The sequence below is a fragment of the Roseovarius spongiae genome (assembly GCF_003651245.1).
GTDB classification, from domain to species: Bacteria; Pseudomonadota; Alphaproteobacteria; order Rhodobacterales; family Rhodobacteraceae; genus Roseovarius; species Roseovarius spongiae.
In genome coordinates, this window is sequence record NZ_RAPE01000001.1 from 439287 (window position 1) to 452294 (window position 13008).

The 13008-nt window shown below is 67.3% G+C and carries 13 protein-coding genes; 10 read left to right on the top strand and 3 right to left on the bottom strand.

The window, feature by feature from the left end; all coding sequences use genetic code 11:
* Window positions 1-24: 24 nt before the first annotated feature.
* Entirely contained in the window at window positions 25-1446 is a 1422-nt protein-coding gene (gene tldD / locus D6850_RS02060; RefSeq protein WP_121163400.1) for a metalloprotease TldD, read from the bottom strand.
* 306 nt (window positions 1447-1752) lie between these two features.
* On the opposite strand from tldD, the gene coxB reads away from it, so the two are divergent.
* From coxB to D6850_RS02105, 10 genes are all read left to right on the top strand, one after another.
* Window positions 1753-2622 carry a cytochrome c oxidase subunit II gene (coxB, locus tag D6850_RS02065; RefSeq protein WP_121163401.1) on the top strand — a complete coding sequence of 290 codons (870 nt, stop codon included), beginning with the start codon at window positions 1753-1755 and terminating at the stop codon, window positions 2620-2622.
* A gap of 68 nt (window positions 2623-2690) precedes the next feature.
* On the top strand, window positions 2691-3632 hold the full coding sequence (gene cyoE / locus D6850_RS02070) for a heme o synthase (protein ID WP_121163402.1): 942 nt from the start codon (window positions 2691-2693) through the stop codon (window positions 3630-3632).
* Window positions 3632-3799, top strand: a complete 168-nt coding sequence (locus D6850_RS19385; RefSeq protein WP_166433966.1) for a hypothetical protein — start codon at window positions 3632-3634, stop codon at window positions 3797-3799. The genes cyoE and D6850_RS19385 overlap by 1 nt, the downstream gene beginning before the upstream one ends.
* On the top strand, window positions 3799-4380 hold the full coding sequence (locus tag D6850_RS02075) for a cytochrome c oxidase assembly protein (protein WP_121163403.1): 582 nt from the start codon (window positions 3799-3801) through the stop codon (window positions 4378-4380). The genes D6850_RS19385 and D6850_RS02075 overlap by 1 nt, the downstream gene beginning before the upstream one ends.
* Before the next feature lie 23 nt (window positions 4381-4403).
* Complete coding sequence (locus D6850_RS02080) at window positions 4404-5216, top strand: cytochrome c oxidase subunit 3 (RefSeq protein WP_121163404.1); 813 nt, start codon at window positions 4404-4406, stop codon at window positions 5214-5216.
* 99 nt (window positions 5217-5315) lie between these two features.
* The gene (locus tag D6850_RS02085; RefSeq protein ID WP_121163405.1) at window positions 5316-6005 is read left to right on the top strand and encodes an SURF1 family protein; all 690 of its coding nucleotides are present in this window, start codon (window positions 5316-5318) and stop codon (window positions 6003-6005) included.
* On the top strand, window positions 6002-7390 hold the full coding sequence (thrC, locus tag D6850_RS02090) for a threonine synthase (protein WP_121163406.1): 1389 nt from the start codon (window positions 6002-6004) through the stop codon (window positions 7388-7390). Before D6850_RS02085 ends, thrC begins: the two co-directional genes overlap by 4 nt.
* On the top strand, window positions 7387-8649 hold the full coding sequence (locus tag D6850_RS02095; protein WP_121163407.1) for a M16 family metallopeptidase: 1263 nt from the start codon (window positions 7387-7389) through the stop codon (window positions 8647-8649). The genes thrC and D6850_RS02095 overlap by 4 nt, the downstream gene beginning before the upstream one ends.
* Window positions 8649-9233: a GNAT family N-acetyltransferase gene (locus D6850_RS02100; RefSeq protein ID WP_206019188.1), complete on the top strand. Its 585-nt coding sequence runs from the start codon at window positions 8649-8651 to the stop codon at window positions 9231-9233. The genes D6850_RS02095 and D6850_RS02100 overlap by 1 nt, the downstream gene beginning before the upstream one ends.
* 27 nt (window positions 9234-9260) lie before the next feature.
* Entirely contained in the window at window positions 9261-10667 is a 1407-nt protein-coding gene (locus tag D6850_RS02105) for an FAD-binding oxidoreductase (protein ID WP_121163409.1), read from the top strand.
* 3 nt (window positions 10668-10670) lie between these two features.
* Here D6850_RS02105 and D6850_RS02110 read toward each other — a convergent pair whose 3' ends face one another.
* Together D6850_RS02110 and metG are read right to left on the bottom strand one after the other, a co-directional pair.
* The gene (locus tag D6850_RS02110) at window positions 10671-11153 is read right to left on the bottom strand and encodes a lytic transglycosylase domain-containing protein (RefSeq protein WP_121163410.1); all 483 of its coding nucleotides are present in this window, start codon (window positions 11151-11153) and stop codon (window positions 10671-10673) included.
* 104 nt (window positions 11154-11257) lie between these two features.
* On the bottom strand, window positions 11258-12976 hold the full coding sequence (metG, locus tag D6850_RS02115; RefSeq protein ID WP_121163411.1) for a methionine--tRNA ligase: 1719 nt from the start codon (window positions 12974-12976) through the stop codon (window positions 11258-11260).
* Window positions 12977-13008 lie beyond the last annotated feature (32 nt).

Here is a 13008-nt window from a genome sequence, read left to right on the forward strand (position 1 = left end):
CTCACCGCAACCTGCCTCTCTCTCTCAGGCCGCCGATCCCCCGACCGTCAGCCCGCCGATCATCACCGTCGGCTGGCCGACGCCCACCGGCACCCACTGGCCCGCCTTGCCGCAATTGCCCATGCCGGGATCGAGCGCCATGTCGTCGCCGAGCGCGCGGATATGCCTGAGCGCCGTCGCCCCGTCGCCGATCAGCGTGGCGCCCTTGACCGGCTCGCTCACGCGGCCGTCCTTCACGCGGTAGGCCTCGGTGCAGGAAAAGACGAACTTGCCGTTGGTGATGTCGACCTGCCCGCCGCCGAAACCCACCGCGTAGATCCCGTCCTTCAGGTCGGCGACGATATCTTCGCGCGTGGCGTCCCCGCCCAGCATGTAGGTGTTGGTCATCCGAGGCATCGGCGCGTGCGCATAGCTTTGCCTCCGGCCGTTGCCGGTGGGCGCGACGCCCATCAGCCGCGCGTTCTGGCGGTCCTGCATGAACCCGACGAGCACGCCATCCTCGATCAGCACGTTGCGCGCGCTCGGCGTGCCTTCGTCGTCAAAGCTGATGGAGCCGCGCCGGTCGGGCAGCGTGCCGTCATCGAGCACCGTCACGCCGGGCGCCGCGATGCGCTCGCCCATCAGCCCGGCGAAGGCCGAGCTTCCCTTGCGGTTGAAATCCCCCTCGAGCCCGTGCCCCACCGCCTCGTGCAGCAGGATGCCGGGCCAGCCGGGGCCGAGCACCACGTCCATCACGCCCGCCGGCGCCGGCACGGCGCGCAGGTTGACGAGCGCGATGCGCAGGGCCTCGCGCGCCTTTTCCCGCCAGTCCTCGGGCGCGATCAGCCCGTCGAGGCCGACGCGCCCGCCGCCGCCCGCGGTTCCCTGCTCGCGGCGGCCGTCCTGCTCCACGATCACCGACACGTTCACGCGCGTCATCGGGCGCACGTCGCGCAGATGGACGCCCTCGGGGCGCAGGATCTCGACCTCCTGGAGCGAGGCCATGATCACCGCCGAAACCTGCACCACCCGTGGATCGAGGTCGCGCGCGAAGGCGTCGATCTCGCGCAGGGTCTCGATCTTGACAGGGAAACCGGCGCCGGCGATGGGATCCTGGTCGGTATAAAGCCGGCGGTTGGTCGGCGCCGGCCCCGCCGCGAGCGCGCCGCCGCCCGCGCCGACGGCCAGTCGCGCCGTGTCCACCGCGCGGGTCAGCGCGGCCTCGGATATCTCCGAGCTGTGGGCATATCCCGCCACCTCGCCGCGCACCGCGCGCAGGCCGAATCCCTCCGAGGCGTCATAGCTCGCCGTGCGCACGCGCCCGTCGTCAAAGACCAGCGCCTCGGAGCGGCTGCGCTCGAGGAAAAGCTCTCCGTCGTCGGCGCCGTCGGTCGCGGCCCGCAGCTGCGCAAGCGCGGCGTCGCGGTCCAGCGCGGTCTCGAACGGGCGAAAGGGCGTGTCTGTCATGCTGTTGTCCTGCTTTCCTAGCGGGCTGGATGGTTCGCCGTACCGTTGAAACACGACGCCATGCCGGAATACACGCCTTCTTGCGACCCTCGCGGGCGTTTTCGGCTCCAAGTTGCGCTTCAACTCGGTCCCGAAACGCTCTAAACGATGGATAGCGGGAAATGTGCCTGGATACCGCGATCGTATTTCTTGTCTGTCCTGACAGAATATGGTTTTAACTGGCGACGAAACAACGGGGGTCGGCCCATCCGCCGGACAGCCCCGCAAGAAAACAGCGTTAACTGTCTCAACCGACCAAGGTGCCCAATGCGATACATTCCGAACCTGCTGGCTGCGATGGCCGCACTGACAGCCGCGCCCGCCATGGCGCAGGACAAACTCGAGATCATCGGAAAACCGCATCAGGGCGGTGTCGGGTTCCAGGAGGCCGCGACGGAACTGGCGCGCGACCTGCATTGGCTCGACGGGCTGGTGCTCGTCATCATCACGGGCATCTCGCTGCTGGTCGTCGTGCTGCTTCTCTATGCGATCGCGCGTTTCAACCGCCGCGCCAACCCGACCCCGGCGCGGTTCACGCACAATTCGCCGATCGAGGTGGCGTGGACGCTGATTCCGGTGCTCATCCTCGTCTTCATCGGCGCGTTCTCGCTTCCGGTCCTGTTCAAGCAGCAGGAAATTCCCGAGGGCGACATCAACATCAAGGTGACCGGCTACCAGTGGTACTGGGGCTATGAATACACCGACCACGATTTCGGCTTCGACAGCTTCCTGATCGGCGAAGGCAAGGTTCTCACCGACGAAGTGATCGCCGAGCTCGAGGAGGCGGGGTATTCCAAGGACGAATTCCTGCTGGCGACGGATACCGCGGTCGTCGTTCCGGTGAACAAGGTCGTCGTGATGCGCGTGACCGGCGCCGACGTGATCCACAGCTGGACGATTCCCGCCTTTGGCGTGAAACAGGACGCGGTGCCCGGCCGGCTTGCCGAACTCTGGTTCAAGGCCGAGAAAGAGGGCGTCTATTTCGGCCAGTGTTCGGAGCTCTGCGGCAAGGACCACGCCTTCATGCCGATCACCGTCAAGGTGGTGAGCCAGGAAGCATACGACGAATGGCTGGAAGGCGCGATCGAGGAATATGCCGGCACGCCGCTGGACTTTGACGTCGCCGCCGCCAAATAAGGATCGGGAAGACCCGTCCCGCTACGTTTGCGTAAGGTGGGGTTCCACCCCACCGATCGGAGACTGAAATGACCGACACGAGCCTTCACGCCGCCAAGCCACGCGAGGACGACGCGGGATTCGGCGATTTCTTCGCGCTGCTGAAGCCGCGGGTGATGTCGCTGGTCGTGTTCACCGCGCTGGTCGGGCTTGTCGCCGCGCCGGGATCGCTGCACCCGATCGAGGCGTTCTGGGCGATCCTCTTCATCGCCGTCGGCGGGGGGGCGTCGGGCGCGCTCAACATGTGGTGGGACGCGGATATCGACCGGGTCATGAAACGCACCCGCAAGCGCCCGATCCCCGCCGGGCGCATCACCGCGGGCGAGGCCTACCGCTTCGGCATGGCGCTCGCGGGGATCTCGGTCGTGATGCTGGGGCTGGCGACGAACCTAGTCGCGGCGGGGCTGTTGGCGTTCACCATCTTCTTCTATGTCGTGATCTATTCGATCTGGCTCAAGCGCAGCACGCCGCAGAACATCGTGATCGGCGGCGCCGCCGGGGCGTTTCCGCCGATGATCGGCTGGGCTGCCGTGACCGGTGGCGTGTCGGTCGAATCGGTGCTGATGTTCGCGCTCATCTTCATGTGGACGCCGCCGCATTTCTGGGCGCTGGCGCTGTTCATGAAGTCCGACTACCACGAGGCGAAGGTGCCGATGCTCACGGTGACGCACGGGCGGCGCGCGACGCGGACGCATATCCTGGTCTATACCGCGCTGCTGGCGCCGCTGGCCGTCGGCATCGCCTTTACCGGTATCGGCGGGCCGGCCTACCTGGCCGTGGCGCTGGTGCTGAACGCGCTGTTCCTCAAGGGCGCCTGGGACATTTGGCGCCGCGACGAGGCGCGGGCCGAGGCCGATGGCTACGCCGTCGAGAAAAAGGTGTTCCGCCTGTCGCTGATCTATCTCTTCGCGCATTTCTGCGCGATCTGGCTGCAAACCGTCCTCAACGCGCAGGGCGTCTGGAGCTGGTGATGGGAAGCTTTCGTGAAACCCATGAGCTGCACAAGCGGCGCTTCAGCCGCAACCTCGGCCTTGGTCTCGTGCTCGCTGCGTTCGTGGCGCTGGTCTTCGGGCTGACCATCGCCAAGGTGAGCCACGAGGATTTCTCTGTGCCCGCGGATGCAAGGGGGACGGATTGATGGCGACGGATCGCAATACGCGCACGCTTGGCGTCCTTGTCGGCGTCGTGCTGCTTATGGGCGCGCTGGCCTGGGCGTCGGTGCCCTTCTACAACTGGTTCTGCCGCGTCACCGGTTTCGGCGGCATCACCGGCGTGGCCGACGCGGGCTCGGATCAGGTGCTGGACCAGATGATCACCGTCCGCTTCGACGCCAGCAAGGACCGCGGCATGCCGTGGGAGTTCAAGCCCGAAGTGCACGAGATGAAGCTGCGTATCGGCGAGACCGGCCTCGCCTTCTACGAGGCCTACAACCCCACCGACCGGCGCGTGGCGGGGCAGGCCGCCTATAACGTCACCCCCTACCAGGCCGGCGGCTTCTTCGAGAAGATCGAGTGCTTCTGCTTCACCGAACAGGTGCTGGAGCCGGGCGAGCGGGTGATGATGCCCGTGACCTTCTTCGTCGACCCCGGCATCGTGACCGATCGCGACGCCAAATACACGCACACGATCACGCTCAGCTACACATTTTACGAGATCGACCTGCCCGAAGAGCAGGCCGCACTTGCGCCGGACGGGCAAACGGGTAAAAACCTGAATTGAGCCTCAAAAGAGGGATGGGACATATGGCACACGAGAAGAACCACGACTATCACATTCTGAATCCCTCATGGTGGCCCTTCCTCGGGGCGGTGGCGGGTTTCGTCATGCTGTTCGGCGCGGTGCTGATGATCTCGCCGCAGGCCGAGACCAACCAGCCGTGGATGTTCCTCATCGGGCTTATGGGCGTGTTCTACGTGATGTTCGGCTGGTGGTCCGACACGGTGTCCGAGAACATCGCTGGCGATCACACCCCGGTGGTGCGGATCGGCCTGCGCTACGGCTTCATCCTGTTCATCACCTCCGAAGTGATGTTCTTCGCCGCCTGGTTCTGGAGCTTCTTCAAGCACGCGCTCTACCCCATGGGGCCGCTGTCGCCCATCCAGGACAGCGTCTGGCCCCCCGAGGGGATCGAGACCTTCGACCCCTGGCACCTGCCGCTGATCAACACGTTGATCCTGCTCTGCTCGGGCGCGGCTGCGACATGGGCGCACCATGCATTGGTGCACGAGAATAACCGCGAGGACATGAAATGGGGCCTCACGATCGCGGTGGTGCTGGGCCTGCTGTTCACGCTCTTCCAGGCCTATGAATACAGCCACGCGGCCTTCGGCTTCTCTGGCAACATCTACGGCGCCAACTTCTTCATGGCGACCGGGTTTCACGGGTTCCACGTGGTCATCGGCACCATCTTCCTGTTCGTCTGCCTGATGCGCACGATCCGCGGCCATTTCACTCCGGACAACCATATCGGGTTCGAAGCCGCGGCCTGGTACTGGCACTTCGTCGACGTGGTCTGGCTGTTCCTCTTCGCGGCGATCTACATCTGGGGCAGCTGAGGGTTTCGCGAAAGGTCCGCCTCCGGCGGGGATATTTTCGGCAAGAAGAAGATGCGGGGGGCGCGCGCTTTCCGCATTTTCCGTTGAAAGAGGGCGCAGATGCGGCAGCGGTTGCTGGTTCCATTGCTGTTCGGTGTGTTGGGAACCGGCATGCTGGTCGGGCTCGGCGTCTGGCAGGTTCAGCGCATGGTCTGGAAACATGGCGTCCTCGCCGAGATCGACGCGCGCATCCACGAGGCGCCCGCGGCGCTGCCCGAGGCGCCCGAACCCGCGACCGACAGGTACCGTGCGGTCAGCGCGACGGGCGTCCTCGGGGGGCCGGAAATCCACGTTCTCGTCTCCACCAAGGAGCTTGGCGCGGGCTACCGGGTGATACAGCCCTTCAACACCGACGGGCGGCGCATCATGGCGGACCGCGGCTTCATCGACCTTGCGGACAAGGACGCCGCGCGGCCGGGCGGGACGGTCACGCTCACCGGCAACCTGCATTGGCCCGACGAGGTCGATTCCTACACGCCCGACCCCGACGAGGAGCGCGGCATCTGGTTCGCGCGCGACGTGCCCGCGCTGGCGGCCAGGCTCGGGACCGATCCGGTGCTGCTGATCGTGCGCGATGCGGCGCCGAAAAGATCCGGCGATCCGATCCCGCTTCCACTGGACAGCGCGACGATTCCCGACGATCACCTCGAATATGCGATCACCTGGTTTTCGCTCGCCGTGGTCTGGGCGGGCATGACGCTCTACCTTGTCCGGCGCCGCATGCGCCCCGAGAAAGGCGACACGACATGAGATACGTATCCACGCGGGGCCAGGCCCCGGTTCTCGATTTCGAGGCGGCGATGCTGACCGGCCTTGCCCGTGACGGCGGGCTCTACCTGCCGGAACGCATCCCGCAGATGGCCCCGGCCGAGATCGCCGCGCTGGCGGGCCTACCCTATGAGGAGGCCGCGCTGCGCGTCATGCGTCCCTATATCGGCGACGCGTTCAGCGATGCGGAATTCGAGGCCATCATCGCGCGCGCCTATGCCGGGTTCAATCATGTCGCGCGCGCGCCGCTTGTTCAGTTGGGTCCGAACCATCACCTGCTCGAACTGTTCCACGGTCCCACGCTCGCGTTCAAGGACTTCGCGATGCAGCTCATCGGGCAGCTCTTCGAGGCCGCGCTGAGCCGCAGCGGCACGCGCGTCTGCATCGTCGGCGCCACCAGCGGCGACACCGGCTCGGCCGCGATCGAGGCGTTCCGCGGGCTCGACATGGTGGACGTGTTCATTCTCTACCCGCAGGGTCGGGTGAGCGAGGTGCAGCGCCGCCAGATGACCACTCCGTCGGAGGCGAACGTGCACGCCATTGCCGTGGAGGGGCATTTCGACGACTGCCAAGCGCGCGTGAAGGACATGTTCAACGATTTCGCCTTCCGCGACGCGGTGAACCTCGCAGGGGTGAACAGCATCAACTGGGCGCGGGTGCTGGCGCAGGTGGTCTATTACTTCACCTCCGCCGCGGCCCTGGGCGCCCCGCATCGCGAGGTGAGCTTTACCGTCCCCACCGGAAATTTCGGCGACGTATTCGCGGGATATATCGCGAAACGGATGGGTCTGCCCGTCAGCCGGCTGGTGGTGGCGACCAACCAGAACGACATCCTGCATCGCTGTCTCACGTCGGGGGAGTACCGTCCCGACGGGGTCGCGCCCTCGATCAGTCCGTCGATGGACATCCAGGTCAGCTCCAACTTCGAGCGCGCGCTGTTCGAGGCCTACGGGCGCGACGGGCGCGCTGTGGCGCAGCTGATGGACGAGCTGAAGTCGGGCGGTTTCTCGGTCAGCCAGGGCGCGCTTCAGGCGCTGCGCGAGGCGTTCGATTCGGGCCGCTGCGACGAGGACGAGACCCGCGCCGCGATCCGCCGCACCTGGGACACCACCGGCGAGCTGCTCTGCCCGCACGGCGCGGTGGGCGTCCACGTCGCCGAGACGCATCTCGTCCCCGAGGTTCCGATGATAACCCTCGCCACCGCGCACCCGGCCAAGTTCCCCGCCGCGGTCGAAGAGGCCAGCGGACAGCATCCCCCCTTGCCCTCGCACATGGCGGATCTGTATGACCGCAAGGAGCGCGTCACCGAGGCCGCGAACGACCTCGGCGTCATCCAGCAGATCATCAGGGAACGGATCGGCCAGTGACCGTCAACCTCATGACCCTGCCGAATGGATTTCGGATCGTTACCGAGCACATGCCGGGCCTGCAATCGGCGGCCATCGGCGTCTGGGTGCTGGCCGGCGCGCGCCACGAGACGTCCGAGCAGAACGGAATCGCGCATTTCCTAGAACACATGGCGTTCAAGGGCACCGAGACGCGCAGCGCGCTCCAGATCGCCGAGGCGATCGAGGACGTGGGCGGCTACATCAACGCCTACACCAGCCGCGAGGTCACGGCCTATTACGCGCGCGTGCTGAAGGACGACGTGCCGCTCGCGCTCGACGTGGTGGCGGATTTCCTGCGCCGCGCGCGCTTTGACGCGACCGAGATCGAGATCGAGCGCGGCGTGATCCTCTCGGAGATCGGCCAGGCGCTCGACACGCCCGACGACATCATCTTCGACTGGTTGCAGGAAAAGGCCTATCCCGATCACCCGCTGGGCCGTGCGATCCTGGGCGCGGAAGAGCGCGTGCGCGGTTTCGCGCGCGACGATCTGACGCGCTTCGTCGGGCAGCACTATCGCCCCGGCAACATGATCCTCGCCGCCGCGGGCGCCATCGACCACGACGCGCTTGCGCGCGCGGCCGAGCGGCTCTTCGGCGACATGGAGGCGGCCCCCGCCCCCGAAGCCCCCGCCGCCCGGTTCGAGGGCGGCGAAAGCCGGACGGTCCGCCCGCTCGAACAGGCGCATTTCGCGATGGCCTTCGAGAGCCCGGACTACGGCGATCCGCTCATCCACGCGGCGCAGATCTACGCGACCGCGCTGGGCGGCAGCATGTCGAGCCGGCTTTTCCAGGAGATCCGCGAGAAACGCGGGCTCTGCTACACGATCTTCACCCAGGCGGGCGCCTATGCCGACACCGGGATGATGACGCTTTACGCCGGCGCCTCCGCTGATCAGCTGGCGGGCCTGGCCGAGATCACCATCGACGAAATGAAGCGCGCCGCCGGCGACATGCGCCCGGACGAGATCGAGCGCGCTCGCGCCCAGATGAAGGCCGGGCTCCTGATGGGGCTGGAAAGCCCCAGCAACCGGGCCGAGCGGTTGGCGCGCATGCTCCAGATCTGGGGCCGGGTGCCGCCGCTCGAAGAGGTCGTGGACCGCATCGACGCGGTGACGCTTGGGGATGTGCGCGGCCTTGCCGAACGGATCGCGTCGCGCGCCCCCGCCGCACTTGCGCTTTACGGCCCGGTGGAGAACGCCCCCTCGCTCGAGGCGCTCCAGAAGAGGCGCGCCGCGTGATGCTCCTGCCGCGTCGGAAGTTCCGGATCGAGACCGAACGCCTGACGCTGCGCCCGCCTGTCCTGGGCGATTTCCGCATCTGGAGCACGCTGCGCCGGGGCAGCGCCGATTTCCTCATCCCGTGGGAGCCGATCTGGTCCGCCGATCATCTCGCCCGCAAGGGGTTCAGCAACCGCGTCTACTGGGCGCAGCGCGCATTGCGCGACGGCACCGCGCTGCCGCTGTTCCTGGTCCGGCGCGAGGACAAGGAAATGGTCGGCGCGATCACGCTCGACAACATCCGCCGCGGCCCCGCGCAGGCAGGCACGCTGGGCTACTGGGTTGGCGAGAGCTTTGCCCGGCAGGGCTACATGCGCGAGGCGATCGAGGCGGTGACGCATCACGCCTTCGAGCGCATGGACCTCAGCCGGATCGAGGCCGCCTGCCTGCCCGAGAACGCCGCCTCGCGCGCGCTGCTCGAGAAATCCGGCTTCAAATACGAGGGCGTCGCGCAGAGCTACTTGCAGATCAACGGCCGCTGGCGCACCCATGTGCTCTATGCCGCCCTGCGCGCTGACCGGCGCGGGCGCACCACGGCGGGCTAAGCCGGCCGGCGACGGAAAGGAACGACGATGACGGACCTCAACCCGGTAAGCGCGGCCTGTGTCGCGGATCTGCCGCAGGACGCGCTGCGCGAGGTGGCGCCGCGCTACCTCGAGGAACCGCGCGGGCGCTGGTTAGGGCAGGCCGGCGCGCTCGTCCTGCCGCGCACCGTTGAGGAGGTCGCGCAGACCATTCGCGCGGCGGCGGAGCACCGGGTCGGGGTCGTTCCCTACGGCGGCGGCACGGGCCTCGTCGGCGGGCAGGTCTGCCCGGACGGCCCCGCGCCCATCGTGCTCGGCCTCGAGCGGATGACCGCGACGCGCGCGATCTATCCCGAGGAAAACGTGATGGTGGTCGAGTCCGGCGCGATCCTGTCGGACATCCACGACGCCGCGCAGGAGGCGGATCGCCTGTTTCCGCTCAGCATCGCCGCCAAGGGTTCGGCGCGGATCGGCGGGTTGCTTTCGACCAACGCCGGCGGGGTCAACGTGCTGCGCTACGGCAACGCGCGCGATCTCTGCCTCGGGGTCGAGGCGGTGCTGCCCGATGGCAGCGTCTGGCATGGGCTGAAACGGCTGCGCAAGGACAACACGGGCTATGACCTGCGCAACCTGCTGATCGGCGCCGAGGGCACGCTCGGCGTCATCACCGCCGCCGCGCTCATGCTCGCTCCGCGTCCGGCGGAGGAGGGGACCGCGCTGATGGTGGTCGAAGACCCCCGCGCCGCGCTGGCCCTGCTGGCGCTCGCCCGCGCGCATGCGGGCGAAGGGGTAAGCGCGTTCGAACTGATGAGCGGGCAGGGCCTGCGCTTCCTGGCCGAGACCATGCCGGATCTGCGCCAGCCCTTCGCGGAGCCGCCCGACTGGCTGGTGCTGATCGACCTCGGGCTCGCCCGCGGCCTCGCCCCCGCCGGGGTGCTCGAGCGCATCTTCGAGGAGGCGCTCGAGGCCGGGCTGGCGCATGACGGGCTGATCGCGCAGTCCGAGGCGCAGCGCCACGATTTCTGGGAGTTGCGCGAACAGATCCCCGAGGCGAACCGCCTGATCGGCTCGGTGAGTTCGCACGACATCTCGGTGCCGCTGGGCGCGATCCCCGATTTCATCGCCCGCGCCGGAGAGGCGATCGCGCGGCTGGGCGATTTCCGCGTCAACTGCTTCGGCCACCTGGGCGATGGCAACCTGCATTACAACGTCTTCCCCGCCAGCGGCCACGACCGCGCCGAACACCTGGGCGCGCGCGACACCGTCAAGGCGACGGTGCATGACCTCGTCCACGGCTTCGGCGGTTCGGTCAGCGCCGAACACGGCATCGGCCGGCTCAAGGTGGAGGATCTGGAACGCTACGGCGACCCCGCCAAGCTCGCGGCGATGCGCGCGGTGAAGGCCGCGCTCGACCCGTTGGGCATCATGAACCCCGGCGCGGTGCTGCGCGGCTGAGCCTTAGCGGCAGTGTCGCGCCACCTCGCGTTCGCGCAGCCCGGTGGCGACCAGCAGGCAGCGGTCGCGGGCCTCGTAATAATACCCGCGCGCGTACCACATCACGGCCTCCTCCATGTCCCCGTCCGACACCAGCCAGGCGCCGCGCAGGTATTTCACCGCGTAGGTGAGGTTCGTCTCCGCATCGAGCAGGTCGCTCGCGTCGCCGACGAAGCCCATCCCGCGCGCGGTCGCGGGCAGGATCTGCATCATGCCGTAATAGGGGCCGTTGCGCGCCGCGGGGCGATAATCGCTCTCGCGCTGGATGACCTTGTGCACCAGCGGGCGGGGCACCTCGTAGACATCCGCGAAATGGTTGATCATCTTGCGCAGTTCCGGCGTCTCGTTCGGGTAGAGCGCGGGCGCGGCGCCCGCCGGTTCCCTTGGGGCGGAGCCGCAGGCGGCGAGAAGCGCGAGCGCGGCGGCGGAACATAGGCGCAAGAGCATGGCGGGCGAAATCTCCGAAGTTTCCCTGCCGACGAAAAACCCCGTCACGCCCCCCGAAGGCAAGCCCCGCGTTCCCCGCTTGGCGGCTTTCCGCCCGTTGCGCGCTATCCGCGCCCGCCGGCGAACCGCGTCTGCCACTCCTCGCGCTGCTCGTCCGAGATCTTGGCGAACAGCACCTCGGGCACGGTGAAGGCGTGGTCGGGACGCAGCGCCTCGAGCGCGGTCGGCACATCCTCGGGCCAGCCGTCGTTCTCGGTCTGCATGCCCGCCAACATCGCCTGCGCGGCGTCGGGGATGAAGGGCGCGCTCAGCACCGCGTAGACCCGGATCAGGTTCAGCGCGAGACGGATCTGCATCGCAGCGCGGTCGGGATCCTCCTTGAAGGTGGCCCAGGGCGCGACCGATTGCAGGTACTCGTTGCCCGCCACCCAGATGCCGCGCAGCTCGGCCGCGGCCTTGCGGATCTCCATCGCCTCCATGTGCCCCTCATAGGCGCGGATGCGGGTGGTGAGACTGCGGGTGAGCGCCTCTTCCTCGGTGCCCGGCGCGCCTTCCGCCGGCACCCTCTCGCCGAATTTCGAGCGGCAGAACTTGGTCACGCGGCTGACGAAATTGCCCAGCACGTCGGCCAGATCCTTGTTCACGTCCCCTTGGAAATTCTCCCAGGTGAATTCCGCGTCCGAGGATTCCGGCGCGTGGCTCAGCAGCCACCAGCGCCAGTAATCGGCCGGCAGGATATCGAGCGCCTGGTCCATGAACACGCCGCGCCCCTGGGAGGTGCTGAACTGGCCGCCGTCATAGTTGAGGTAATTGAATGACTTGATGTAATCGACGAGCTTCCAGCGCTCGCCGGAGCCGAGGATCGTCGCCGGGAAGCTCAGCGTATGGAAGGGCACGTTGTCCTTGCCCATGAACTGGGTATAGCGCACGTCATGCGCGCCCTTGTCGGTGCGCCACCAGCGTTCCCACTTGGCGTCCGGCAATCCGTGCGCCTCGGCCCATTCGCCGGCGCAGGCGATGTATTCGATGGGCGCGTCGAACCAGACGTAGAACACCTTGCCTTCCATGCCCGGCCAGTCCTCGGTCCCGCGCTTGACCGGGATGCCCCAGTCGAGATCGCGGGTGATGCCGCGGTCGCGCAGCCCCTCGCCGTCGTTGAGCCATTTCTTCGCGATCGAGGTGGTGAGCACCGGCCAGTCCGTCTTGCTGTCGATCCAGTCGTTCAGCGCGCCGCGCATGTTGGACTGGCGCAGGTAAAGGTGCTTGGTCTCGCGTTCCTCGAGGTCGGTGGAGCCGGAAATAGCGCTGCGCGGGTCGATCAGGTCGGTCGGGTCAAGCTGCTTGGTGCAGTTCTCGCACTGATCGCCGCGCGCCTTGTCGTAGCCGCAGTTGGGGCAGGTGCCCTCGATGTATCGATCCGGCAGGAACCGGCCGTCGGCGATGGAATAGACCTGTTTCTCGACCACTTCCGCGATCAGCCCCGCTTCGTCCAGACGACCGGCGAAATGCTGCGTCAGCGCGTGGTTCTGAGGGCTGGAGGAGCGCCCGAAATGATCGAAGCTGAGCCGGAACCCGTCGGATAGCCGCTTTTGCACGCCCCACATCTCGGCGCAGTACTCCGCCACCGGCTTGCCGGCTTTCTTGGCCGCGAGTTCGGCAGGCGTGCCATGTTCGTCAGTGGCGCAGAGGAACAGCACCTCATGGCCGCGCGCGCGCAGGTAACGGGCGTAGAGATCGGCGGGCAGCTGGCTGCCGACGAGGTTGCCCAGGTGCTTGATCCCGTTGATGTAGGGGATCGCCGAAGTGATCAGATGCCGTGCCATGTATTGCCTGCCATTGCTGCGTTGCGCCCCGT